The organism is Polaribacter litorisediminis (genome assembly GCF_019968605.1).
Classification (GTDB): Bacteria; Bacteroidota; Bacteroidia; order Flavobacteriales; family Flavobacteriaceae; genus Polaribacter; species Polaribacter litorisediminis.
In genome coordinates this window covers 3493273-3520269 of the sequence record NZ_CP082966.1, presented here as the reverse complement: position 1 = coordinate 3520269, position 26997 = coordinate 3493273, and the positions used below count along the sequence as shown (strand labels likewise).

Here is a 26997-nt window from a genome sequence, read left to right as displayed (position 1 = left end):
AAAGTAATTCTTAATGTCTTCAAAATTTGACTCCTATCAAAAAAGGCGCTTGCAATCTTCTTACATTTCTGTTGTAATAAGCATTGCTTTGGTACTTTTTATGGTGGGTATTTTAGGATTTGTTTTATTAAAATCTACTTCTGTTGCCAATTTGGTAAAAGAAAAAGTAGCAATTACACTTTTTATAAAAGATAAAGTAACGCAAAAACAAATAAAAACGTTTAGAGAATCTCTTTTAAAAGAAGACTTTACAAAAAATGTTGTGTATACAAGTAAAGCGCAAGCAGCAGAAAAATATAGTGCAGAAATTGGCGAAGATTTCTTGAAGTTTCTTGGCGAAAATCCACTAAAAAACGGAATTGATATCTACTTAAAGGCAGATTTTGTAACTCCAGAAAAAATGGAGGCATTAGAAAAAAAATTCCAAAAAAACTTATTTGTTGCAGATGTTTCTTATGACAAACCACTCATTAATATATTAACTAAAAACATTAAGCGAATTAGTTTTTGGTTGCTAGTTTTAAGCAGTTTCTTTGCTGTAATCGCCATGATTTTAATTAACAGTTCTATAAGATTATCCATTTATTCAAAGCGTTTTAATATTAAAACGATGCAAATGGTGGGCGCAACGAAAGGTTTTATTAGAAAACCATTTATTTGGCGCAGTATAAAACTAGGAATGGTGGGTGCTTTATTAGCATTAGCAGGATTAGCAGTGGTTGTTTATTATTTAGACAAATACATACCAAGCTTAAATTTTTTAGAGGATTATATTACGTTAGGATATATCGCCGCAGGCGTTATTTTTTCGGCATTTATCATTACAATGTTAAGTACTTTCTTCGCTACACAGCGTTTTTTAAACTTACGAACAGACGAGCTATATTATTAAAACAAACAGGAACTAAGACAATTATTTCACAAGAAATTCTTTATAAATTTATACAAATGGAAAATAAAATGAATCAAGAACAGGAATTTTTATTTGGTAAAAGAAACTATATTATCATGTTAATTGGTATTGTTTTTATTGCGCTCGGCTTTATTTTTATGGCAGGTGGTGGTAGTGATGATCCTAATGTTTTTAATGAAGAAATTTATAATTGGCAACGTATTCGTTTAGCACCAACTTTGGTAATTATTGGATTAGGTATAGAAATTTATGCTATTTTAGCCCACCCTAAAAAATAATTATGAATTTAATAGAGTCTATTATTTTAGCTGTGATAGAAGGCATCACAGAATATTTACCTGTATCTTCAACAGGGCACATGATTATAGCATCCTCCTTTATGCGCATCGCTTCAGATGATTTTACAAAGCTTTTTACAATTGTAATTCAATTAGGAGCCATTTTATCGGTAGTTGTTTTGTATTGGAAGCGCTTTTTTCAAAGTTGGGATTTTTATTTTAAGCTATTAGTGGCATTTATTCCTGCAGTAGTTTTAGGATTGCTTTTAAATGATGTCATAGATAGTTTGTTAGAAAGTCCTATAACGGTGGCTATTTCTCTGATTATTGGAGGTTTTATTCTATTAAAAGTTGATGATTGGTTTAAAGCAAATGAAGAATATGATGAGGCAAACCCTACAGCGCACACCGAAATAAGTTATATGATGGCATTAAAAATTGGCTTTTTTCAATGTTTAGCCATGATTCCTGGAACCTCTAGAAGTGGTGCAAGTATTGTTGGTGGAATGACGCAAAAGATTAACAGAAAAGTTGCTGCAGAATTTTCTTTCTTTTTAGCAGTACCAACAATGTTCGGAGCAACCGCAAAAAAGAGTTATGATTATTATAAGGAGGGTTTTGAGCTTACTTCAGATCAAATTAATTATTTAATTGTTGGTAATATTCTTGCTTTTATTGTGGCATTAATTGCTATTAAATCTTTTATTGATTATTTAAGTAAAAAAGGATTTAAAGTCTTTGGTTATTATAGAATTGTTTTAGGAATTGCTTTGTTAATCATTCACTTTTTTATCTATAAATTAAGTATTTAATTTTTTGTTAATGACGGAAGAAGATTTTAAAAATGGTCAAGTTTTATTGATTGATAAACCACTGACATGGACTTCTTTTCAGGCAGTAAATAAACTGCGTTGGCACATTAAACAACGATTTAAAATTAAAAAAATTAAAGTGGGTCATGCCGGAACTTTAGATCCGTTAGCAACCGGTTTGTTAATTCTCTGCACAGGAAAACAAACGAAAGAAATACATACCTATCAAAATCAAATAAAAGAATATACAGGTACTTTTACGCTAGGCGCAACAACGCCAAGCTATGATTTAGAGACAGAAATCAATCAAACGTTTCCTATAGATCATCTTACAGAAAATTTATTAAAAAAAACGACCAAACAGTTTGTTGGTGATATTCAACAGAAACCACCCATTTTTTCTGCAATTAAAAAAGATGGAAAACGTTTATATGAATTAGCAAGAAAAGGTGAAACTACTGAAATAAAAGCAAGAACCGTTACTGTTGATTGTTTTGAGCTTACAAAAATAAACCTACCCGAGGTAGATTTTAGAATTGTTTGTAGCAAAGGTACTTACATTCGTTCTTTGGCGTATGATTTCGGAAATGCACTCAACTCAGGAGCGCATTTATCAGCTTTAAGAAGAACAAAGATTGGTGAATTTTCTGTTGAGAATGCTTCTTCAATTGAAGATTTTATTAAAAATTTAGAAAACTAAATCTATAATTTTATCCTAAGTAAGTTCTCAATACTTCTGTACTAGATTTTCTTTGTAATCTTTTGATGGCTCTTTGTTTTACTTGTCTTACACGTTCTCTTGTAATATTAAAAGTTTCCCCTATTTCGGTTAAACTACAAGGAGATGTTTGTCCAATTCCAAAAAACATTTTAATGACCGATGCCTCTTTATAACTTAAGGATCCTAAAGCATTTGTAATTTCTAAACTTAAGGATTGTTTCATCAAATTTCTGTCGGGTCTAGGAGATTCATCAGAACCTAATATACTGTATAAATTTGATTCTTCACCTTCTCTAAAGGGTGCATCCATAGACAAATGGCGTCCAGAATTTTTCATACTTAAGGCTACATCGTTAACGGTGGTATCTAATTCGTTGGCAATTTCTACATAAGTAGGGATGCGCTCATTGCGCTGCTCTAATTTAGAGTATATCTTTTTAATTTTGCTGATGCTCCCAATTTTATTCAATGGCAAACGCACAATTCTAGATTGCTCTGCTAAAGCAGACATAATCGCTTGTCGTATCCACCAAACAGCATACGATATAAACTTAAAACCTCTTGTTTCATCAAAGCGTTTTGCAGCTTTTACCAAGCCTAAATTACCTTCATTAATTAAATCAGATAACTTTAAACCTTGATTTTGATATTGTTTTGCTACAGAAACTACAAACCTTAAGTTAGCTTGAACCAAACTATCTAAGGCTCTTTCATCTCCTGCTTTTATTTTCACCGCTAATTCTACTTCCTCGTCGGCAGTAATTAGGTCTATTTTACTTATTTCTTGAAAATATTTGTCTAAAGATTTGGCATCACGATTGGTTACTTGTTTGCTAATTTTAAGTTGTCTCATATTTTTTATGTAGGTGTTTTTAAGAAGTTATTTTAAATATATAAATTACAATCCTCACAGTTTTTTACCTCACCACTATAAGTTTCTCGGTATTTATGAATTGTTTTTATAGGAAATCCTAAGATATATTTTTTAATATAGGTAACTCTAGAGTTGAGCATTCCCATGGCAGCGGAATAATATTTTTCTTGTCTTGTTTTTCTTCTAATTTGAATTAGTTTCATATAAATAAATTAATAATGTTGCTAGAAATACATTTTTGGATGTACGTATAGGTAATAAGATTGAAGTCGTGTGTGCAAAACGTGTTTGCAATTGAATTGATCGCTAGAAAGCAGAAAAAATAAACATATAAAATGGATTTAAAAGGACTTTAAAACCAGATTTGTACATTGAAGTAATTTTTTTTTGAGAAGTAGTCGCTTTTTCCATAAAGCACAAAAATACAAAAAATAAGCCGTTTTATCTAAAAAACGGCCATTTATTGTTCTTTTTTAATCAAAAATAATTAAAAATGGTTAATTTTTAAAAACGTAAAGTAACACCAATTAAGAAGTTTCTTGTAGCTTGCGGATAATATCCGGCACCATCTACGGTAGTGGTAACACCTTGTGCAGACCAAGTATCATCAAATGTAAAGTAATAACCTCTATCTACATATTCTACATTAAAAATGTTGTTTATTAACGCGGTAAATGTAATTGATTTAAAAATTTTCTTCGGATTTATTTGATATACTGCATTTAAATCAGACGTAAAAAAACTATCTAAAACATCTGTATCAGAAATTGCGCTGCTAAAATTACTCATCAATTGTGCTCCCACATATTTGGTTAAAAATGTAAACTGCAAATTTTCTGCGGGCATATAGGTAAACATATTTCCGATAATTACATCTGGCGAGAAAGAAATATCTGTATTTCCTAAAGGCTGTGGCGCTGTGTTTCCGTCTCTTGTAATAAAGAAATCTTTATTTTTATTAGTACTAAAAGCTGCATTGGGTCTTATCGAGAATTTTTCTGAGAAGGTAATATCTGCATCAATTTCTAAACCAAGTCTATAACTGTTTCCAGAAGTTGCTCTGATAGGTTGCCCCACATCATCTAAAGCACCTGTTAAAACGAGTTGATTGGTGTAATCCATATAATATATATTGGTGTTTATTTTAACGCTTTCTTTATTTAAACGCCACCCTAATTCAAAATCATTTAAAGTTTCAGGAGTGTTCACTCCGTTTTCAAAATCGTTTCTATTTGGTTCTCTATTGGCAATAGCAAATGAGGTATACAAATTATTATTAGGGTTTATTTTATAGGTAAAACCAAATTTTGGATTGAAAAAATTAAAGGTTCTATCCACATCAATCGGTACTATATCGTTGGTAATTCCTTCGGTTTGGTATCCTACAAAACGTCCTTGTAAATCTGCATATCCAGAAAGTTTTTCGTTGATAGCAAACGTTATTTTTGCAAAAGCAGAAAAGTCTGTTTTTTTGGCGTCAGAAAAATAATAACGATCTCTAATATTTACATTCTGTGCCAATTCACTGCCCCAAATTACTTCTCCAAAATGATCTCCAGTATAATTTGAATAAGAAATGCCGGTAATAAAGTTTAAGTTATCCTTTTTATAGTTAGTGTTAAAATTAACTACATAAAAATCATTATCTAACCAGCGTCTTACAATCACATCGCTACCATCGGCAATTAAATTATTAAAGTCTGCAGCATCTTCACCATCTTTAAATTGCTCAAAATATCCTGATCCTTTGGTGTAATTTAAGCCTAAATTTGTTGACCAATTTTCATTCAATTTTTCATTCCAATGCAATTGATAATGATTTTGTTCGTAGTTGTCTGTTTCATTGTCATACGTATACGGATTTTGCCTTCTGTCTTCAGCCAATTCATCTGCTGTTAAACCAAACCAAGCTTGGTAGGTTTGTTCTTTTCCACCAAAGGTAATCGCCTTTATTAGGGTGTTTTCATCGGTATAACTTCCTTGTAAGAAGTACGATTTTAAATCTGCAAAAGCTCTGTCTACATAGCCATCAGAAGAAATATTAGACAAACGACCGGCAATTTCTATATGATCATTAATTTTACCGGTACTAAATTTTACGGTATGTTTTCTGGTGTTAAAAGAACCAAAAGAGTTGGATATTTCTCCAAAAGCCTCCTCGGAAACGGCATCTGTTAAAATATTTAAACTTGCACCAAAAGCACCAGAACCGTTGGTAGAGGTTCCAACGCCACGTTGCAACTGCAAGTTTTCTGTAGAGGATGCAAAATCGCCTAAATTTACCCAAAAAGAACCGTGACTTTCTGCATCGTTAAATGGGATACCATTTAAGGTTACATTAATTCTTTCTGAATTAGAACCACGCACACTCATATACGTGTATCCAATACCTGCGCCGGCATCACTAGAAGAAACCACAGAAGGCATGTAATTTAGTAAAACAGGAATGTCTTGCCCTAAATTACGTTTTGCAATTTCTTTTTTTGATAGGTTAGAAAACGTAACCGGAATGTCTGTGTTTGCACGCACAGCAGCAACTAAAACTTCATCTAGAACGGTTTCATCAGAATTCAGTTGAATTATATATTCTTCATTTTTAGAAAGTATAATTTTTTCTGAAATTGTTTTGTAACCCAAAAAAGAGACTTCTATGGTATAGGTTCCTTTTTTAAGTGTAAAGCTAAAGTTGCCATCAAAGTCTGCGGAAGTTCCTTTTTTAAGTTCTTTTACCAAAATAGATGCTCCTGGCAAAGGTTCTTTGTTTTTATCGATAACTTTTCCTGAAAGTTGATACGATTGGGCGTTTGCAAGTATACTTACAAACAAGAATAAAAAAATAGATATTTTTTTCATTTTAAAAATTTTAAAACGAATAAAAAGAGGTAATTATTCTTGTGGTTATTATTGAATAATTAATATGTGAACGTTAAATTGTTCGAAAAAGAATTGCTTTTTCGCTACTCATTAAAAACACTTGCTAGCTGTTTTCTTAACGTTCGTATCCCTAAACAGCATTACCTGTTCTAGGTTCATTGGGTATGATCTCAGCCGTTTTTAATTCAAAGTTTTTAATTTTAAGTTTAGAGTTTTCACTGTAAACTGCAACTGCAAACTGAATACTAAAAAAAGCACCCCTTTATGAGAACGATGCAAAATTAAGTTAGAAAAATTGATTGTGAAACAAAATAATGATTTTTTTAGTGGCTACCTTTTCCTGCTTCCTATTTTTTTGATTAAAACCTAATAACTATATTTTTTGCAAAAACAAAAAAGAATACCGTTTTAAGCAAGATCAAAACTTTGTAGCAATTTAATTAAGTTTTGGTTTTTTACGGAGTGCTTTTTTTACAGAAGTTCTTTTTTTAGTTTCAACTCTTTTCAAAAGAGTTCCTTTGCTTGGTTTTGTTTTTCTTCTTTTTTTAGGGCGAATTAAATTCGTTTTTAACAATTCTAAAAAGCGTTTAATGGCAATCTCTTTATTTCTATGTTGTGACCTTGTTTCTTCACAGAATAAGATTAAGATATTGTCTTTAGTTAATTTTGATGATAGTTTTGCCTTTAGTAGTTCTTTATCATTCTCGTTTAAGGAATTAGAATTTTCTAAATCGAAAGATAATTCAATTTTAGACGAAGTTTTATTTACGTGTTGTCCGCCAGCACCAGAACTTCTAGTTGCTTTAAATTGTAATTCAGAAAGTATCGTTTTTTGATTCATTGCCATTATTCATATCTTAAATATGATGATTCAAAAATAGTAGTTTTCATGTTGTTTTTTGTCTAAAAACTGATTTTTTAATATTTTGGAATAGCTATAGAGGAAATTACAAACTTTATATCCAAAGGAAATAATTTCAGCATAGATTTGAGTAATTTTACAAAAATGGTTTCATTTAAAAAACTGTAAAAATAAACTTTTATGCAAATAAAAAACTCAAGTACACAAATTAAGAAAGAACTCGTAAATAGCATCGTGCATGGTTTCGGAATTATTTTTGGCATTGTAAGTATTCCTATTTTAATAGCCTTTGCCATTAAAAGTGATAATACTGTGGGCATCATTGGTGCGGCTATTTATGGATTTTGTTTTTTACAGCTTTTTACTTTTTCTACACTTTACCATGGTTTTCAAAATGCCCAAGCAAAACGCATTCTCGAAATTCTGGATCACATCAGTATTTATTTCTTAATAGCAGGTACATACACGCCATTTTTATTGATGTATTTGCAAGATGTTTTCGGCATTACTTTGTTATCAATTTTATGGAGTTTAACGGCAGTGGGTATTATTTTTAAAATTTTCTTTACAGGAAAATGGAAGGTGTTTTCAACATTAATTTATATCGCTATGGGGTGTATTATGGTTGTTGGTGGAAGCACTTTCTTTGAAAGTATTCCCGCAAATATCCTCACAATGATTTTAATAGGATGTGCTCTTTATCTTATTGGTGTTATTTTTTATTTGTGGGATAAATATCCTTATAACCATGCAGTTTGGCATTTTTTTGTATTAACAGCGGCTGTTTGTCATTATGTGGCTATTTTACTAGCGGTTACAGCGAATTAATAAACAAGACATTTTAAAATTATATTGCTGATAGTGATCGTTTTAAATTGGACTTATTTTTAAGCTATAATTTTAAACATAAAATTTTGTCCATAAACAAAAATAAAAAGCTAAGTGGCTTTTTAACATTTAGCTTTTTATGTATAGTAGTGTAATTTAAGGAATTTGCTTATGGTAAGATCTTTAAACTGGGCTTATCTTTAAATCACAATATAAAACATATAGTCTCCCCTATAACAGAATTAAAAGTTAATTACTTCCCCCAGTTTTTAACTTTTTTTTTATGGCTATGATTATCGTAAAAATTTTTAGAAAAAAAGGTAAAATTAGACTACTGGTTTAATGATATAACGCCTTCTAAATTCGTTTCTATTTTCAATATAAAATACAACTAGAATCTTTGCAATACTTTATTTTTGATAGCAATCTAAAGAAAATAGATTTCAAATTTATAAGCAATTATTTCGAAGTACAATTGGGATAAGCAATATACTTCCTTGATTTTTTGGATTGTAAACCAAACAACTACTATTAAAAAAATGCACATTTTTTTGATATTAAAAACGATATAAAACCTTATAAAATATCGATAAAGCAAAGTGATGTATAAGTGTGTTGTTTACCGTAAACGAACTTTTTGTTTTTGATTAATCTCCTAATGAAGTTAAGCCTTCTCGAATTGCATATTTGGTTAAATCAGGTATGGTATATAGGTCTAATTTTTTCATTAAATTATTTCTATGTACATCTACTGTTTTAGAGCTTAAAAATAACAATTCACCAATTTCTTTAGACGTATTTCCTTCTGTTAGCAGTTGTAAAACTTCAGTTTCTCTTGAACTTATTTTTTTTTCATGAACCACATTATTTTCGTGTAAAAGCGTAAGATAATCTTGATTGACATTTTTAGAAAGATATTTTTTATTTTGCATCACAGTCGTAATCGCGGTAATTAACTCATCAGTATCTCCATCTTTTAATAAATAAGCAAAGGCACCAGCTTTAAACATCCCTTGAATAAATTTCTTGTTGGCATGCATAGAAAGACCTATAATTTTAATGTTGGGATGATTTTTATGAATTTGTCTTGCGGCTTCTATACCATTTAAGCCAGCCATGGCGACATCTGTAATAACAACATCAGGAACTAATTTTGCACATAATTTAATAGCAAATCTACCATCTGCAGCTTCTCCTACAATATGTAAATTAGACTTTTGCTCAATAAGACTTCTTAAACCATCACGAAGTATTTGATGATCATCAACTAAAACAATATTTATTTTCTTTAAAACATTCATATACAAATCCGAACTTTTATAAAGGTACATAAATTTTAATAGTGGTACCCTTATTGATCTCTGATGTTATCGTAAAATCTCCTTTCATGTTTCTAACACGCTCTTGCACAGCAAACAAACCAAAGCCAGAACTAGAACTACTAGATTTTTTTAGGATGCTGGTATCAAAGCCATTACCATTATCTTTTATAAAAATAAGAATAGCTTCTTCTTCTTTTATAAATTCTAAGGTCATTAAAGATGCTTCTGCATATTTTATAGCATTGGTAACCACTTCTTGAACACATCTAAAAATTAAAATAGATTGAAACTCATCAAGATTAAGCCTATCTACATTACTATTAAATTGAAATTCAATACCATATTTTTCTTGAGTATCTTCTGCGAACCAATCTAATGCATCTACAAGACCTAATTGATATAAAATAGGTGGCGATAGTTCATAGGTAATTTTACGACTATTTTCTAAAGCTTTAGAAATATGTGATTTGATAAAGTCTAAATCTTCGTAAGCACTTTTTAGTTCAACTCTTTTTTCTAAATCACTAATTCTCATTTTTGAAATTACAAGAGATTGACTTAAATGATCATGAATATTGGCTGCGATTTCTTTTTTTTGTTTTTCTTCAATCAAAGAAACTTCTGAAGTTAATCTTTGAAGAGAAGATTGATATTCTTCAATTTCTTGTTTTGCCAACATCCATTGGTTAATGTTTCTCGTAGAAGTAACAAAGGAAACAATTTTTTTATTTTCAATAACGGGCGATCCTATAGCTTCTAACCATACATAATGACCCTCTTTATGACGTGCTCTGAAGGTAAAAGCGTCTGTATTTAAACCTTTAAATATTCTTTCTTGAATAGCCTTTTTTAAAGGTTCTATGTCTTCTTGATGAACGATTTCGAACACTTCTTTATGTAATAATTCAGTCTGTTCAAAACCTAATAAATTTTTTATGGATGGACTGATGTATGTAAATTTACGATCTCGATCGTGCATACAAACTAAATCATTGGTATGGTCTGACAATAAACGATACATTTCTTCAGCTTTTTTACGTTCTGAAATATCCAGGACTATGGCTAAAAAACTTTTGTGATTGCCCTCTGTAACCAATTGTAAATGTATTTCCGCAGGGTATAAGCTGCCGTCTTTCCTTTGGTGCTTTGTAAAAAATATAATTTTATTTTTTTCACCTTGCATTAAAGGAGTAACAAGCTCTCTAAAATAAGTTTCAGTGAATTCTGGCTTTATATCAATTACAGTTAATAATTTTACTTCCTTTTCTGAATAGCCTAGGTTTAGCAGCGCACCTTTGTTGGCATAAGTAAATTGTAATGTTTCCGAATCAAAAATATAAATTTCATTCAGACTATTTTCTAGCGTTTTTTGTAAACTATTTTTTTCTTGTTCGGCTTTTTTGCGTTCGGTTATATTTACGTTTACGCCTAAATGTCCTATCAATTCATTTTTATCATTATATAATTCTCTTGCAGAGCCTTCTACCCAAACAATTTCTCCGCTTTTCGCTATAAACCTATATTCATACTTCCATTTTCCTCGTGATGCAAAAGATCCAAACCATTTATTTTTTATTAATGCTACATCATCAGGGTGCAATGCCGTCATCCATTTTTTGCCTAGAGATTCTTTTAGAGGCATCCCAGTCATTTCGGTCCAAGTTTGATTTACATAAATCCACTCTCCTTTTAGATTTGTTGTATAAATGGTAAGCGGTGATTTTTCGGTATAAGATTTAAATTTAAGTTCGCTATTCTGTATTTTTTCTTTGGCTTTTAAGACTTCTAATTGTGCGTTCTTAGCAGCTGTAATATCTTGCGTCATACCTCTTCTGCCAATAATTTTATTTTTATGGTTGTATACGGCTTGTCCTAGGTCTCGGATCCAAATTCTTTTATTTTTAAAGTTAATTAACTCTAAGTCAATATCATAAGAAACTCCATTATTCGTTAGATTTGAGGTTGCATTCAGTAGTTTTTTTCTTGATTGTTCCGTGAAAACGCTTAAAATTTCGAGAAGTGTTGGTACGCCATTTTTTGGGTCAGAACCATATATATTATAAATAGCATCAGACCAACTTAAAACAACGGTTTCTCTGTTGTATTCCCAATATCCTATTTTTGCCATTTTACCCGCTTCATTCATAGAATACTCGCTTTTTTCTGCAAATACTAAGGCGTTTTCAGCAATTTCTTTAGAGTTTTTTAATTCTAACAGTATCTTTTTAGCATCTGTAATGTTTTGCATCATACCTCTTCTGCCTATAATTTCATTTTGATGATTATATACAGGTTGCACGATCATTCGTGCCCAAAGTTCTTCATTTTTGAAATTAACAACTTTTACTTCGATGTCATAAGAAATACCTTTTGTAGTAAGCTCTAAAATTGCTTGTTTTAATTTTTTTACAGAATCTTCATGAAAACATTTTAGTATTTCTACTTGAGAAGGAATGCCCTCTTTTGGGTTTACTGCAAAAATTTGATACATATAATCAGACCATATAAATGTATCATTTAGATTATGATATTCCCAATACCCTATTTTAGCGATTTTACTTGCTTCTGACATAGAGCGCTCACTTTTTTCTACCAATTTTAAAGAAGCTTCTATATTTTTTTTAGAAAGCTCTAATGCTAGCTGTAATTTCTTGGCGTCCGTAATATCTTGTAGCACGCCTCTAGTGCCAATAACTTCATTTTTATCATTGCGCATTTGTTGCCCAAAGTTTCGTATCCAACGTTTTTCGTTTTTTAAATTGGTTAATTTTAATTCTTGTTCGTAAGCAATGCCAGTATTATCAAGCGCTAAGGAAACTTCTATCAATTTTTGTTTGGATTCTTCATTAAAACTGTTAAGAATTTCATCAAAACTTGGTAACGGGTCTTTAGGATCAGAACCATACATTTGATGAAGAGAATTAGACCAACTCATTGTACCTGTAGGTTTATCAAAAGACCAATAGCCTATTTTAGCCATTCTGCCGGCTTCGGTCATAGAAAACTGACTTTTCTCAGCTTTTTCTTTAGCAATCTTTAGTTTATTTTCAATGACTTTTCGTTCAGAAATGTCTTGAATAGTTCCTTTAAGTGCAATTACTTTATTGTGTTTGTCAAAAATTATCGTTGCAATGGCACTCACTGTTTTATAAGCCCCATTAGGTTTTAGAATACGCATTTCTATCTGATAAGCAATACCATTTTTAATGGCATTTTTCACAACATTTTCAAAACGTTGCCAATCCTTGGGATGCACTGCTTTTTTGTGATCGTTAAATTTTAAGGGTCCATCCTCTGGTTTAATTCCCCAAATTTTATAAGTTTCATCAGACCATTCAACTTCATCCTTTGCAACGTTGTAATACCAACTGCCTAAACGAGCTAGTTGTTGCGCTTCGTTCATTTTACGTTCATTCTCTTCTGCTGTTTCTTTGGCTTTGATAATTTTTTGTTCTGCCAGTTTACGCTCCGTTACATCTTCAAAAATGGCAATGATATCACCAGAACTTAATTTGTAAACGAAATTTTTAAAATATGCAGACAAGTTCTTATCCTCGTATAATTGTTCGTCATAAAATTCTGATACTCCTGTTTCCCAAACTCTTTTAAAAGTATCGGTTAAGCCTTGGTGGCTCATTTTTGGAAAAATATCAAGCAGGCTTTTACCTAGAAAATCGGCTTTTTTAGTATTAATCAAACGCTCTCCGGCAAAATTAATATCTGCCATTATAAACTTTTTTCCATCATCAACAGCGGTATATCGGCATACACCATTGCTCATATGGTTAAACATTTCCCGAAAGCGCTCTTCGCTAGCTATTAATTCTTCTTTTGTTTTATTTAATGCTTTTTCTGCTTCTTTTTGCTCTGTTATATTTATATTGGTTCCTAGATATCCTATCAATTTATTTTCTTCATTAAACAATTCTTTAGCGGTTCCTTGAACCCACGTAACTTTTTTATGTTTATTGATAAACCGATATTCATATTGCCACTTACCTCCTGATTGTATGGATGTATTCCAATTCGTTTCAACATCCTTTTCATCTTCAGGATGAATCGCATTCATCCACCCATCTCCTAGAGCTTCTTCTAAATTCATATCGGCTATCTCTAACCAAGTTTTATTGGCATAAATACATTTACCTTCTATATCTGTTGTATAAACAGCAATCGGTGATTGGTTTACATAAGATTTGAATTTAGCTTCACTATTTTCTGCTTTTTCTTTTGCTATGATTAAATTTTCTTCTCTTTGTTTATCTAAGGTTACATCTCGCTCTATGGCAATCCAATGGGTATACCAACCGTTTTCATCGCTAACGGGTGTTACGGCAAAGTTAATCCAGAATTCTTCTCCGTTTTTTTTGTAGTTGATGGTCGTTATTTCATAAGACTGCCAGTTTCTAATCGCTTTACTTAGTTTTGCAAGTTCTGCTTTATCAGATTTAGGTCCTTGCAGTATTCTGGGCGTTTTACCGATGACCTCTGCTGCAGTATAACCTGTCATTTTTGTAAAAGCCTCATTTACAAAAAGAATTTTAGGACCAGGTTCATCAAAGGGTTCTGCTTCGGTAATTAAAACAGAATCTTTTGTATGGGTGATGACACTTTCCAATAATTTTAGTTGTTGTTTTTCTTTAATTTTATCTGTAATATCTTGAGAATTTACGATAATACCATTCACGGCAAAATTGTCTAACGTATTGGTGAGCACACTTTCAAGCCAACGCCATTCTTTTTTGTAATTTTGAAACCGAAAGGGTTCAACAATCACTTTATTTTCAGTAACTACTTTTTGCAAACTAGCTCGAACTCTTTTTGCATCATCTGGATGGATAAATTCAAATATATTTCTAACATTCTTTTCATCTGGCACAAAACCAAGTAATGCAGTGTTTGTGGGGCTCGTGTATAGATAGTTTCCTTCTGTATCTAGTATGCTTATGAGGTCAGAACCTTCTTGAACCAAAGCTTTAAAACGTTGCTCACTTTGTTGTGTTTTTTCTTCCTGTTCAATTTTTTCTTCATTATCTCTTACTGAACAATACATTAGATTGGTGTTATGGTCCCATCTTGCTGACCATAAATTATAAGCAATACCGCCATTTTTTTTCTTGTAGCGATTAGAGAATGATTTCAAATCTTGTCCGCTAAATAGATTGTCCGCAGCTTCCATCGTTTTGGGTACATCCTCTTCTAAAATAAGATCTTTGTATGCTTTGCCAATTAACTCTTCGGGCAAGTACCCCCAATGTTTTAAAGAATTCGCATTTACATACACAAAATTGCCATCTTTATTAATGGTACAAAAAACATCTAAAGAAGCATCCAATAGTTGCTTCTCTTCATTTTTATTTTTTACGATATTCGTAATGTTTTTCCATCGGCAAGCGACTGCAAAAACAGTATTATCATCACCTGTTAAAGGTTCAAAAGTAGTTTGACCGTATTGCGTTTCTTCTAAATCTAAATTGTAATAATGATCTTCTATGTCAAAATATGCTCCTTTAAGTGCCCGAGTATAATATGCTTTCCATTTTTCAAGATCATATTCTTCAACTTTTTCGTGAAATACAGACTCATAAAGCTGTGGTTCTCTTCCTATAATTGTTTTTAAAATGTTTAAATACGTTTTATTAGCATACATCAATTGAAAGTCAAGATTAACTATCCAAATAGAGTCTTTGCTTTGGTCTAGAAAGGTATTATTTAGTTGGGGTTGTTTCATAATTAAAGTCTACGTAATTGCCTTAAAAATAAGAAAAAAATGGTTATATCTGAATTTTAATTACTATTTGATTTTTTGAGCTATCCAACTTATTTAATTTACAATTATTCCAATGTTTATTAGGTATAGGTGAGCTAGTTTTTGGTCTGCAATCTCTTCCGAAGATATAGAAATCTGGGCAACTTTATTTATATGATTTACTTTATTTGTGGCAAACTCAAATTTGATTATCCAAGGTGTTTAACAAAGACCCATAATTATTTTCTATATAATCTTCTATTTCTTGTAAGTTTTCGTTTATAAATGTATTGTTTGTTTGAATGCATTATCATTGTTATCAAACAATAAGATAAAAGTAGAGCACTTTTAATACATACTATTTTTATCCTGTAAATATTTTGAAGCTTAAAAGTACCCTGAAATGATGGTTAATATAATGGCAACTATTGCATTTTATAACTGACCTAGATCATTTATAACCGGTTTAAGTAGTCGTATTTTTAATTTTTTCAAAATTGATAGAAATTGAGCGAAACGAATTCCATAGTTGCAAGAGCAAAACTTTTTTTTGATGGAGTGGGAGCTATGACGTATTTCGGTATTCGTTTTTTTAAAGAATTGTTTACATCTCCCTTTGAAGGGAAAGAATTATTAAGGCAATGTTACTTAATAGGGAATCGGTCTTTGGTTTTAGTAGGGGTTACAGGTTTTATTTTAGGATTGGTGTTTACATTGCAATCTAGACCTACATTATTAGAATTTGGAGCTTCTTCTTGGATGCCATCTATGGTAAGTTTGTCTATTGTAAGAGAAATTGGTCCCGTAATTTTTGCCCTTATCTGTGCAGGAAAAATTGGCTCAGGAATCGGCGCAGAACTAGGGTCTATGAAAGTTACAGAGCAAATAGACGCGATGGAGGTATCTGGCACAAACCCTTTTAAATATTTAGTAGTAACACGTATTTTAGCGACCACCTTAATGCTTCCTTTATTAATTCTTATTGGAGATGCCATTGCCTTATTTGGTTCTGCACTTATCGAGAATTTAAAAGGAGAAGTTTCCTATCTATTATATTTTAATAAGGTATTCGATGCCCTAGAATTTAGCGATTTAATTCCGGCTACAATAAAATCATTTTTCTTTGGCTTTGCCATTGGTTTGGTAGGTTGCTATAAAGGATATCATTGTTCAAAAGGCACAGTTGGTGTAGGAGAAGCGTCTAATACAGCAGTAGTGTATACCTCGATGCTACTTTTTATAATCGATTTTATAGCCGTATTTATTACTGATATTTTTGTTGAAATATGAAAGAAAAAAATCAAGATAAACGACCTGTTTTAGAAATTAAAGATCTTCATAAAAGTTTTGGAGATACCAAGGTGTTAAATGGTTTTAATTTAAAACTATACGAAGGTGAAAATTTGGTGGTGATGGGCAAATCGGGTTCTGGTAAATCGGTCATGATAAAATGTTTGGTGGGTTTAATGCAAGCAGATTCTGGAATGATTAGTATTAAAGGATCGGATATTTTAGAACTAGGTAGAAAAGAGTTGGATTTGTTGAGAACAGAAATTGGCTTTTTATTTCAAGGAAGTGCCTTGTATGATTCTATGACAGTGCGAGAAAATTTGGAGTTTCCTTTGCGTAGAAATCGCGATAAAGTAGATGCTTCTAAAACAACAGAAGAATTAGTTATGGAAGCATTAGAAAATGTGGGTCTGGTAAAAGCAATCGATTTAATGCCGGCAGAACTTTCTGGAGGAATGCAAAGGCGTGTGGCTTTAGCAAGGGCTTTAATTTTAAAGCCAAAGATTATTTTATATGATGAACCCACCACAGGTTTGGATCCTATTACCGCAAAAGAAATTATTCAGTTAATGAGAACTATTCAAGAAAAATATCAAACATCATCATTAATCATTACACACGATATTGATTGCGCGCGCGTAATTAGTAATCGAATGATTTTATTAGTAGACGGAATTAATTATGTGGAAGGAACTTTTGAGGAACTATCTAATTCTAAAGATCCAAAAGTTCAAGCCTTTTTTAAAAATTAAATAATATGGAAAAATTAGTATCAAATACAACCCGCGTAGGCTTATTTATAGTTTTAGGTACTTTTATTCTATTAATTGCACTCTATTTTATTGGCGATAGGCAACATATTTTTAGTAAAAACATTCAACTTTTTGCTGTATTTAAAAATGTAAACGGACTTCAATTAGGCAATAATATACGGTATTCTGGCATTAATGTGGGCACTGTTAGTGACATTAAAATGATTACTAACACCAAGATTGTTGTACAAATGATGATTGAAGAAAAAACGGGCGCTTTTATTAAAAAAGATGCAATTGCAAGTATTGGATCCGATGGTTTGGTAGGGAGTATGGTGGTTAATATTCTTCCTGGTAAAGAGAATTTAAGAACTGTTGTTTCTAAAGATACCATTAAATCTTATAGCAAGATTGGGGCAGATGATATGTTGACTACCTTAAATGTAACCAATGAAAATGCAGCGTTGTTAACGGCAGATTTATTGAAAATTACCGATCAAATTTTGAAAGGGAAAGGCGCTTTGGGTACTTTAATTACAGACTCGCTTTTAACCAAAGATATTCGTGCTACTATATTAAACCTAAAACAATCTGCAAAAGGTGCTCAAAGATTAATAGGATCTTTAAATTATAAGTTTTCAAAAATAGATATGGAACAAAGTGCTGTAGGTATTTTACTTACGGATACTATTTTAGGAAATAACATGCTGAAAATGGCTACTAATATAGAAGAATCAAGCGCAGCGATTTTAAAAACAACACAACAACTAGAGCTTATGACTGCGAATTTAAATACTGCCAAAAGCACTTTTAATTATCTTACAAAAAACGAAATACTGCCAAAAACCATAGATTCAACGATGATAGAAATAAAGGAAGCCTCCCAAAAGTTAAATGAAACTATGGAAGCCTTACAGCATAACTTTTTATTTAGAGGTTATTTTAGGAAGCTAGAACGGCAAAAGGAATGAAAAGCAAAAAGACTTCCAAAATTAAAAGAATTGGTATTATTTACATGATATTATAAAAAATTAAATTGATTTAATTTCACCATCTAACATTTCTATAATTCGATCTGTTTTATTGGCAAAATCCAAATCGTGTGTTACAATCAGCAATGAAAGGCCTTCTTCCATACAGAGCTTTTTAAAAATAGTAAACACATTTTCAGCATTATGACTGTCTAAATTACCTGTGGGCTCATCACCCATAATAATAATAGGATTATTAATGAGCGCTCTTGCAATGGCAACACGTTGTTTTTCTCCGCCCGAAATTTGAGAAGCTTTTTTATGAGCTAGTTGCTCAATATTTAAAATCGTTAGTTTTTCCATAGCATCTGCTTCAATTTGTTCTAGGGTTTTTTCTCCTAATTTTTTAGCAGGTAGCATTACGTTTTCGAGGACACTAAATTCTGAAAGTAAATAATGAAACTGAAAGACAAAGCCTATATGTTTGTTTCTGATAAAAGATAATTCATTTTTATTTTTTCCTGTAATAAGTTCATTGTTTATATATAATTCTCCTTCATAATCGGTATCCATGGTAGAAAGGATATATAATAAGGTCGATTTTCCACAACCAGATTTTCCCATGATAGAAACAAATTCGCCATTTTTTATCGAAAAATTAATATCTTTTAAAACATGAAAAGAGATGGGCTTTTTAAAATGTTTGTTTATTTTTTTTGCTTCTAGTATCACAGTGTTGTATTTATTATTGTCCTCTTATAATGAGTACGGGATCTATTTTTTTAGCTTTTAATGAAGGTAAATACCCGGCTAAAAAAGTAGAGACCATGGCAAATACGATTCCTATCGCATAAAACCAAATATTAAAGTTAACAGGGTACGTTTTAATTGTGGGCAGTGCTTCGGTTTCAAAAGGAACTTTGGCTATAATTGAAGAAATTACATAGCCGATAAGTAGGCCTAAAAGACCCCCAACAAAACCAATAATAATAGCTTGACTTAAAAAAATATATTGCACATCTTTTCCTGAAAATCCTATGGCTTTTAAGATCGCAATATCATTCATTTTTTCATAAATAAGCATGTTTAAAATATTATAAATGCCAAATCCGGCAACGATTAGTAAGGTAACAGAAACTGCATACGTAATTAAGTTTCTAACATTAGTGCCTGTTTCAAATTGGGAATTGGCAGTGGTAATATCTACTGCTTTTAAACTAAATTGTTGTTCAATATTTTTTGCAAGTGGTAAGGCTTTTTCTATATCGTAGAGTTTTACATTGATGTCTGTAATATAATTTTGAGGTACTCCTAATATATTTTGAGCAGTACTCAAATTCACATAACTCTGAATATTATCTAAATCAGCAATTCCGCTCTGAAATATTCCAACAATTTTTAAAGGGAATAAAGTTCCTTGTATGGTGCTTATTTGTAAGCGATTTCCTACTTTTAACGACATTTTATCGGCAACGCCAGAACCTAAAAAAATCCCGTTTTTGTTATTCAGTAAATCTTTTGGTTCGCCCTCTACAATATAATCCTTAAAGTTAAAGAACTCAACCTCTTTAAGAATATCAATACCAATAAGATTTCCACTTAATTCTATAGCTCCCGAAATATAAAATATCTGTGTTTTTAATTGTGGGTTTGCAGTGCGGACATCTTTATTTTTATGAAGTTTATCAATAAGTGGTAGCGCGTTGTGAATTTTTGTTTGCGTTTTTTTTGGTTTGATGGATTTTATAATGTTAAACGCATTTTCGAAGTCTGGATGTGTAGCTATCGGTTGTTTTTTTGAGGGTTCAATTTCATTGTAAATATGAATATGAGGCGTCTGATTTAGAATCAAATTGTCTAGCATTCCATTAAGTCCAGTCATAAAGCTAACCAGGGCTATATAAGAACCAATACCAAATGTAACCCCCAAAGCAGCAATTGTTGTTTGTTTTACCTTGGTAAGCAAATGTGTTTTTGCAATGCTTAAGATAATGTGCCAATTCATTTTTTTGTGGGTTTAATGAGCTCTGTTTCTGTAGAAATACCTGATAGAATTTCTACACGCTCTAAATTTTGAAGACCAATAGTAACAGGTACCAAACCGTTTGTTGTATTTACTTTATTGCCTGCTAAAAGATAATCTCTCGGAATTGTCAATACATTTTTTTTAATTGCTGTGATGATATTTCCTTCACCAGAAAGACCAGGATATAATGTTTTAGGAGATTTTTCAAAACGAGAGGTTACTTTAAAAGTTTGGTTTCGTTTGTCTTTATTAGGATAAATTTTATAAATAAAAGCAGTAAAAACATCCCCTGGATAGGCATCTAAACTGATGATTACTTTTTGTCCTTTTTTAATGAAGACAATATCTACCTCATCTACCAACATTTCTATTTCAAATAAATTGGTGCTTCCTATAATAGCAAGGGGCTGTTGTGTGTTTACAATTTCTCCAGGTTTTTTATACAATGCATACAACGTACCATCTATGGTACTAGAAATTCTAAAATCTTTTGTTGCTATGAGTGCTGTTTTATAGTTGTTATAAGCCTGTTGCAATTGAGTTTTAAGTTCTGTTTTTGTACGATTGTATTTGTTTTGTAATCCTTTTAAAGCATGCGTAGTAATTTCAAACGCTAATTTTTTTGCATCATATTCAGCTTTAGATCCAATTTTTTGTTCCCATAAATTTTTTTGTCGTTGGTAATTAAGATGATCATTTTTAAGTTTAAGATTGGCAGTTTTTATTTCCTCTTCAATACCAATGAGTATCGCTGCCTTACTATTGTATTTTTTTTGTGCCAAACGATAGGAGAGCAGCGCGTTTTCTGAACTTAATTTTGGATTTGTATTTACGATTTGAATGATGGGTGTTCCTCTCAAAACAGGATCTCCTTCCGCAACTAAATTAGCTTCTAAAATACCATTTACACTAGAAAATACTTGGTATAAACTATCTGGCTGCACCGTAACAGAAACATATACAGAACTAGAAATAGAAGTTAAAATAGGTTTTATTTTTTCTTCTTTAGACCTACAGGAAGCAATAAATAGTGAAAATAGAAAGACTAAAAATAATTTATTCATCTTATTTTTGTAATCATAATTTAGGAGGTTTCTCTCAATTTTTTGGTCATCTTATTTGTATTTTTTAAAACCCATAATTGCTAATGATAAAAGGGATTACTACTCTTTAAGTAAATTATAAAGACTATACGAGTTGTCATCCTCTAAAACTGAAATAAGATGATCGTTTAAAAATTTAGCTCGTATTTTAGGAATTCCTTGTTGTAATTTTAATTTATGCAACAATAAATTTCGGGGCTCTCTAAAGTATAGTACACATTCGTTTTTAGTATTAATGATTAATTCGTGGTATGTATAATAGACCACATTTTGATCAAAAACATTTTTACCGGTGTCTGTTTTGTAATATGTAATAACGCTTGCCATACCCTTTTTAAACGGTTTTGCTACGATATATTCTGGTGGAATAATGGTTTCACCTTTCACATTTATATAGCCATAATAGTCTACTTCTTCTCGTTTTTCTTTGATAAGGCATAAACCATCACTAAATATTGGTGGCTCTTTAGACGTGCCAACAATATCTTTTCTGTAATCAACAACAAGCTCTCCATTGGTGTCTAAAAATCCCCAAGAATCGCCAACCTTTATAGCGATAAGACCCTCATTAAACACTCCTATTTCATTAATGTTTTTGAGTTGTTGTGCTCCTGCGCTATTCATGATACCTAAAATAAATAGCAGTATTAATTTAAAATTTTTCATAATTTATAAAGTTACTATTTGAGTAAAAGTAATATTCTTTGCAAGGGTTTAAAATGATGAAGGTCAGTTCTATTTACATTTTTATAAGAGCGATATCAAATAATCAATGGTATTATTTCGATGCATTTGTATTGCTTGTTCTGCGTTTATCTTTCAATGCGCAAAAGATTCCTTTTATATTTGATGCCCAATGATCATACATTAAAATGAGTATAATTTCTTCGATAGTTTCTAATAAACCAATTATTAGCATGCCATAAAATAGCGGGTAGTAGGGTACAAAAAACAATGAAATAAGAATAAAAGATGCCTGAAGAATAGCAGAAAATTTTGCTAAATAGGTATGAAATGCAGTTGCTTTTCCATATTTAAGATAAGCCATTAGCATTTGCAAACCATAGGGAATAAAGGCAATTAGAATTAACGTAATGTTTTGTTTTATAAAACTAGGTTCAAATACCCAAAGCCCCAATAAACTAACAATAAATGTTATTTGGTCACCAAGTGAATCTAATTGAGAACCTCTATCGCTTGTTATTTTTAGCTTCTTTGCCAAATAACCATCAACAGCATCGGTACAAAAACTAAATAATAGAAACCATGTAAAAAACAGTTCTTGCTTATAAATTAATAATACAATAAGAATTGGGGCAGCGGCAATACGATAAAATGAGAACCAATCTGCAACATTAAAATTTTTGAAATTCAGCATAATATTGCATACTTAAAACCTAGAAAACAACTAAAAGTTAGCGCCTATTTACTTTGATAAATGTTGCGTCAATTACAACAGGGTAACATTATAATTGTTCAATAGAATTAGAATTAGAATTAGAATTCCCTTTTTTACTTGTAATATCATTTATCTCAATCGTAAATATTACAGGGATATCATTGTTTTTAACTTTGCAAGAAAATTCATGTATAAAACTGAGCTCTTTATTTTCTTGATTTTTAATAATCTTCTTAATTCCCAATGAAAATTGATGAAGTATTGCTTTTGCTCCACTACCTGAGCGTTCTTTGTAGGTTCCTTTGATGACGACCGATTTCCAGTCATTTAATGAATGTATGGTAGATACACATAACGAAACTTGCTTCTTTTTTCTTAAAGCGGTTATTTTATGGCCAATATTTGAGTAACAAATAATGTTATTTTCATTTTCATTATAGAAATAAGTAATCGGTACAACATAAGGTTCATTTTTATAAATGTACCCTAAATTACCAATATATTTTGAATTCAGTATTTCGGTTATTTCTTTATCGTAGTGAGGTTTAAGCATAACTATTTTTATTTAGTTTTATAGTGAATAAGTTTTTCTGTAAAAATAAAGTGCTTTGTAAATGAACCAAATGACCTGCGTCATTTTATCTATTTGAATTCGAACTTAATTTTGTAAAATGCTTGAAGACATTTTAAAATGAAAAAAATATTAATTCCAACAGATTTTTCTAAAACATCCTTAAACGCTATAAAGTATGCGATGTATTTAATGAAATATGAGAAAACTAAATTTATCATATTACATGCATATGCAGACGAGTTGTATGCCATTGCAAAGGATTTGAGTAGAGAGGATTTTGAAGAACTCAAAAAAATTTATCAAAAAAAAGTAGACAAGTCATTAAAAAAAGAAATTGCCGAGGTGCTTGGTATTTCTTTAAACACCAAACATAGCTTTACTTCTATTTCTAGATTTGGAGGTCTGGTAGATGAAACCAATGAAATTGTAGATAAAGAAAATATTGATTTGGTGGTTATGGGAACCAAAGGAAAAATGAATAAGAGCAATATAACTTTTGGGAGTAAAACGTTACAAGTTATAAAATATGTAAAATGTCCTGTGCTTTCTGTTCCTTTCGGTTATTATAAAAAGAGCCTTAAAAAGATACTATTTCCTTCGGATTATATGTTGCCTTTTAAATACAGAGAACTTGCATTAGTAAGTAATTTGGCATTGAGTTTTGGAGCAACTATTACTTTTTTATATATATCTGATTTTAAAGAATCGTTACACAGACAATTAGACAATAAATCATTTTTAGATCAATTTTTTGAAAATAACAAATGTACATTTTTACAAACTCCTGAAAATGGTATAACAAATAGTATCAATAAAATCATTAAAGAAGATGCAATAGATTTGCTTGTTATGGTAAATCAACGGCATTCTTATTTAGAACATATTCTATATAACTCTACTATTGAGAAGATAGGATTAGAAATACAAATTCCTTTTTTAGTACTTCAAAATTTACACCGCTAATCATAAAAAAAACAAACTTAATTATGAAACGAATCTTATTACCAACCGATTTTTCAGACAACGCAGACAATGCGATTTCTTATGCCGTTCAATTATATAAAGATGTAAAATGTAAGTTTTTTCTTATTCACTCCTATACACCATTGGTTACCAATACAGGTAGTATGTTAGATACTTATTCTCCGCCGGCGATACAAAATATAGAAAAAGAAACAGCAGAACAAAAACTAAAAGAAACTGAAAATTTTTTCAAAAAGAAATTTAAAAATGAAAATCATTCATTCATTTCAATGGCGTCATTTAATCTTTTAATACCTCATATGAAAGAAGTTATCAAAGAGATGAAAATAGATTTAGTCATTATGGGAACTAAAGGAGCTACAGGAGCCAAAGAGATTTTTATAGGAACCAATACCATGAAAGCTATTAAAAAATTAAATTTTCCTATCATTGCTGTTCCTGCTGAATTTAAATATATAAAACCAACTCAAGTTTTATTGCCTACGGATTATCGATTTCAGAAATCTAACAAATACTTTTCATTTATAAGAGAACTCTGTGAAGCAAATAATTCTAGACTGCATATTTTATATGTATATAACAGCGTTCCTTTAGAAAAAAAACAGCAAAAAATGGAAGCTTTTTTAGATGTTTTCTTTATTGATACTTTACGTTTATTTCATGTTGCAGAAAAGCAAGATCTTGTAGATGCCATCGAAACCTATGAAATAAAGTATAAAATTAACCTCTTAATAATGCTGTATAACAAACATAATTTCTTAGAGAATTTACTTTTTAAACCTATAGTGAATGAAATGGTTTATCGCACCAATGTGCCATTTTTGGTAATACCCTCTAAAAAACAGTAATTTATAAACATACATATTCTGTATTATGAAAACGATTCTTGTACCCACAGATTTTTCAAATAATGCTTATTGCGCTTTATATTATGCTGCTAAATTATTTGAGAAAGAACCTTGTAGGTTTATTATTTTAAATTCTTTTAAAGACCAAATTCTGCAAATTACAGATCCTTTTTATGTTTATAAATCCGAAGAATTGGTTAGCAAACTTTGTTCTACTTCAGAAGCAAAATGTTTAGCGGTGCAACATAAACTTATAAGCGATATAGAACCAACTAAACATACTTTCCAAATTATTGCCTCCTCCTTTTTTTTAATAAAAGCAATTCAAAAAGTTATTCTAAAAGAAAATGTAGATTTTTTAGTGATGGGCAGCAAAGGAGCAGCAGCTAAAGAAAACTATTTTATTGGCAGCAATAGTTTTGAAGTTATAGAAAGCATCAAAGAAGTTCCTCTTTTAATAATTCCAGATCAACTAGAGTATAAAAAACCTAAAAAATTAGGACTTGCTTCAGGTTTTAAAAGAGGCTATTCAAAAAAACAGCTAGCTCCCTTAAAAGCAATTAGCAAATTATTTAATGCCAAAACAAAAATTATTTATGTTTTTGAGGGAGAAAAATTGAATGATACGCAATTAGAGCACCTTCAAAATTTATTAAAAACGTCTAAAAAAGATGGTTTCGAACTTCAATGGCTTCCTGAAACAAGAAGCAAAGCAGATACCATTATGGAGTATGTTTATAAAGAACAAATAGATATATTGGCTATTTGCTATCATGAACATAGTTTTTTGAGTGCTTTATTTAGAGAAAATCTGGTCAAAGAAATATCACAAACTATTAGAACTCCATTATTAATTTTACCGAGCAATGACTTATAAATATCAAACTTTTAACTAACTAATGTATGCACTTTTATGATATTTTTTTAGATAGATAGCATGACAAAAAGAATAGTACTACCAACAGACTTTTCAAAAAATGCCTATAATGCTATACATTATGCTATTGAATTATACAAAACACAGTCTTGCGAATTTTTTATAATTCATTCTTATTATCTTCCACTTCCAGAATTCAAAAATGAAATCTTGTTAAGTTTAGAGTCTACCTTTAAAAAGTTAAATGAAGTAGAAGAACAGGCTGAAAAAAACATGAAAAATTTAAAGTCTCAAGTTTCTTTTATTGATGACAATAGAAATCATACTCTTCATTTTTTGAATGATTTCGGAACTTTTCATGACGTTCTTAAAAGAATTATAGAAAAGAAAGAGATCCACTTGATAATTATGGGAATGCGCGGAGAGACTGATGATGAAAACGCGATTTTGGGTAGTAATACGTTAAACACGATCAAAAAGTTTAGAAGCTCTGCGGTATTGTCTATTCCTGGTGATATTATTTTTAAAAATCCAAAAGAAATTGTGTTTGCTACTAATTTTAAAATCCATTTCAAGAAAAATGAAATGGCAACACTCATAGAAATTTCAAAAGTAACCAATGCAACAATTCGAGTTTTGTATATTCAAAGTGATAAGGAATTTAGCAAGGAACAAAAGCAAAATAAAATTTTACTCGATAAGATTTTAGGTTCAACTAAGTATACACATCAAAGGGTATTCCATCAATATTTGCAAGAAAGCAATCAGGATTTTACTCAAAGTAGAGATGGTAAAATGATAGCTTTTGTAAACAAGAAACATGATTCTTTCGGAAGTATTTTCTCGAGCCCTATGGTAAAAGAATTAGGCGTTAGCACCAACATGCCTGTGTTAGCGTTGCAAGATTTAAAAAACTAAAATGTAAAGTAATTTTAAACAA

General features: G+C 30.7%; 24 protein-coding genes. 12 read left to right on the top strand and 12 right to left on the bottom strand.

Annotated elements, in window-relative coordinates; genetic code table 11:
- Window positions 1-13: 13 nt before the first annotated feature.
- The 4 genes from K8354_RS14945 to truB are packed head-to-tail and all read left to right on the top strand — an operon-like array spanning window position 14 to window position 2703.
- The gene (locus K8354_RS14945) at window positions 14-892 is read left to right on the top strand and encodes a cell division protein FtsX (protein ID WP_223442245.1); all 879 of its coding nucleotides are present in this window, start codon (window positions 14-16) and stop codon (window positions 890-892) included.
- A 56-nt stretch (window positions 893-948) separates the two neighbouring features.
- Window positions 949-1191, top strand: coding sequence for a DUF3098 domain-containing protein (locus tag K8354_RS14940; RefSeq protein ID WP_223442230.1), 243 nt, complete (start codon window positions 949-951; stop codon window positions 1189-1191).
- Between the two features lie 2 nt (window positions 1192-1193).
- Window positions 1194-2003: an undecaprenyl-diphosphate phosphatase gene (locus K8354_RS14935; RefSeq protein WP_223442227.1), complete on the top strand. Its 810-nt coding sequence runs from the start codon at window positions 1194-1196 to the stop codon at window positions 2001-2003.
- Between the two features lie 10 nt (window positions 2004-2013).
- Complete coding sequence (gene truB / locus K8354_RS14930; RefSeq protein ID WP_223442223.1) at window positions 2014-2703, top strand: tRNA pseudouridine(55) synthase TruB; 690 nt, start codon at window positions 2014-2016, stop codon at window positions 2701-2703.
- 10 nt (window positions 2704-2713) lie between these two features.
- Here the strand turns inward: truB and K8354_RS14925 are convergent, their stop codons facing one another.
- From K8354_RS14925 to arfB, 4 genes are all read right to left on the bottom strand, one after another.
- Window positions 2714-3577, bottom strand: coding sequence for a sigma-70 family RNA polymerase sigma factor (locus K8354_RS14925; RefSeq protein ID WP_223442220.1), 864 nt, complete (start codon window positions 3575-3577; stop codon window positions 2714-2716).
- Window positions 3578-3609: 32 nt separating this feature from the next.
- Window positions 3610-3801 carry a hypothetical protein gene (locus K8354_RS14920; protein ID WP_223442216.1) on the bottom strand — a complete coding sequence of 64 codons (192 nt, stop codon included), beginning with the start codon at window positions 3799-3801 and terminating at the stop codon, window positions 3610-3612.
- 301 nt (window positions 3802-4102) lie between these two features.
- A complete protein-coding gene (locus tag K8354_RS14915; RefSeq protein ID WP_223442214.1) occupies window positions 4103-6451 on the bottom strand; it encodes a TonB-dependent receptor in 2349 nt (782 codons plus the stop codon).
- Window positions 6452-6908: 457 nt separating this feature from the next.
- A complete protein-coding gene (gene arfB, locus K8354_RS14910; protein ID WP_223442211.1) occupies window positions 6909-7313 on the bottom strand; it encodes an alternative ribosome rescue aminoacyl-tRNA hydrolase ArfB in 405 nt (134 codons plus the stop codon).
- Window positions 7314-7514: 201 nt separating this feature from the next.
- On the opposite strand from arfB, the gene trhA reads away from it, so the two are divergent.
- Complete coding sequence (trhA, locus tag K8354_RS14905) at window positions 7515-8162, top strand: PAQR family membrane homeostasis protein TrhA (RefSeq protein ID WP_223442208.1); 648 nt, start codon at window positions 7515-7517, stop codon at window positions 8160-8162.
- 647 nt (window positions 8163-8809) lie between these two features.
- Here trhA and K8354_RS14900 read toward each other — a convergent pair.
- On the bottom strand, window positions 8810-9493 hold the full coding sequence (locus K8354_RS14900; RefSeq protein ID WP_223442193.1) for a response regulator: 684 nt from the start codon (window positions 9491-9493) through the stop codon (window positions 8810-8812).
- A complete protein-coding gene (locus K8354_RS14895; protein ID WP_223442190.1) occupies window positions 9480-15215 on the bottom strand; it encodes a sensor histidine kinase in 5736 nt (1911 codons plus the stop codon). Before K8354_RS14895 ends, K8354_RS14900 begins: the two co-directional genes overlap by 14 nt.
- 525 nt (window positions 15216-15740) lie before the next feature.
- On the opposite strand from K8354_RS14895, the gene K8354_RS14890 reads away from it, so the two are divergent.
- The 3 genes from K8354_RS14890 to K8354_RS14880 are packed head-to-tail and all read left to right on the top strand — an operon-like array spanning window position 15741 to window position 18246.
- Complete coding sequence (locus tag K8354_RS14890; RefSeq protein ID WP_302850511.1) at window positions 15741-16523, top strand: MlaE family ABC transporter permease; 783 nt, start codon at window positions 15741-15743, stop codon at window positions 16521-16523.
- Window positions 16520-17275: an ABC transporter ATP-binding protein gene (locus K8354_RS14885; RefSeq protein WP_223442189.1), complete on the top strand. Its 756-nt coding sequence runs from the start codon at window positions 16520-16522 to the stop codon at window positions 17273-17275. The genes K8354_RS14890 and K8354_RS14885 overlap by 4 nt, the downstream gene beginning before the upstream one ends.
- Before the next feature lie 5 nt (window positions 17276-17280).
- Window positions 17281-18246 (top strand): MlaD family protein, encoded by a 966-nt coding sequence (locus K8354_RS14880; RefSeq protein ID WP_223442183.1) that lies wholly within the window; start codon window positions 17281-17283, stop codon window positions 18244-18246.
- Window positions 18247-18306: 60 nt separating this feature from the next.
- Here the strand turns inward: K8354_RS14880 and K8354_RS14875 are convergent, their stop codons facing one another.
- From K8354_RS14875 to K8354_RS14850, 6 genes are all read right to left on the bottom strand, one after another.
- A complete protein-coding gene (locus tag K8354_RS14875; protein ID WP_223442167.1) occupies window positions 18307-18978 on the bottom strand; it encodes an ABC transporter ATP-binding protein in 672 nt (223 codons plus the stop codon).
- A gap of 13 nt (window positions 18979-18991) precedes the next feature.
- Entirely contained in the window at window positions 18992-20251 is a 1260-nt protein-coding gene (locus tag K8354_RS14870; protein WP_223442163.1) for an ABC transporter permease, read from the bottom strand.
- A complete protein-coding gene (locus tag K8354_RS14865; protein WP_223442160.1) occupies window positions 20248-21336 on the bottom strand; it encodes an efflux RND transporter periplasmic adaptor subunit in 1089 nt (362 codons plus the stop codon). The genes K8354_RS14870 and K8354_RS14865 overlap by 4 nt, the downstream gene beginning before the upstream one ends.
- A gap of 99 nt (window positions 21337-21435) precedes the next feature.
- Complete coding sequence (locus K8354_RS14860; protein WP_223442157.1) at window positions 21436-22041, bottom strand: WG repeat-containing protein; 606 nt, start codon at window positions 22039-22041, stop codon at window positions 21436-21438.
- Between the two features lie 112 nt (window positions 22042-22153).
- On the bottom strand, window positions 22154-22753 hold the full coding sequence (locus K8354_RS14855; RefSeq protein ID WP_223442154.1) for a CDP-alcohol phosphatidyltransferase family protein: 600 nt from the start codon (window positions 22751-22753) through the stop codon (window positions 22154-22156).
- Window positions 22754-22841: 88 nt separating this feature from the next.
- On the bottom strand, window positions 22842-23327 hold the full coding sequence (locus K8354_RS14850; protein WP_223442152.1) for a pyridoxamine 5'-phosphate oxidase family protein: 486 nt from the start codon (window positions 23325-23327) through the stop codon (window positions 22842-22844).
- 138 nt (window positions 23328-23465) lie between these two features.
- Between K8354_RS14850 and K8354_RS14845 the strand changes: the two genes are divergently transcribed.
- Genes K8354_RS14845 through K8354_RS14830 form a run of 4 tightly spaced genes read left to right on the top strand, consistent with a single transcriptional unit; the run spans window position 23466 to window position 26975 of the window.
- Window positions 23466-24311 carry a universal stress protein gene (locus K8354_RS14845; protein WP_223442149.1) on the top strand — a complete coding sequence of 282 codons (846 nt, stop codon included), beginning with the start codon at window positions 23466-23468 and terminating at the stop codon, window positions 24309-24311.
- Window positions 24312-24334: 23 nt separating this feature from the next.
- Window positions 24335-25180 carry a universal stress protein gene (locus K8354_RS14840; protein WP_223442146.1) on the top strand — a complete coding sequence of 282 codons (846 nt, stop codon included), beginning with the start codon at window positions 24335-24337 and terminating at the stop codon, window positions 25178-25180.
- Window positions 25181-25205: 25 nt separating this feature from the next.
- Window positions 25206-26057 (top strand): universal stress protein, encoded by an 852-nt coding sequence (locus K8354_RS14835; RefSeq protein WP_223442143.1) that lies wholly within the window; start codon window positions 25206-25208, stop codon window positions 26055-26057.
- A gap of 60 nt (window positions 26058-26117) precedes the next feature.
- A complete protein-coding gene (locus tag K8354_RS14830) occupies window positions 26118-26975 on the top strand; it encodes a universal stress protein (protein WP_223442139.1) in 858 nt (285 codons plus the stop codon).
- Window positions 26976-26997 lie beyond the last annotated feature (22 nt).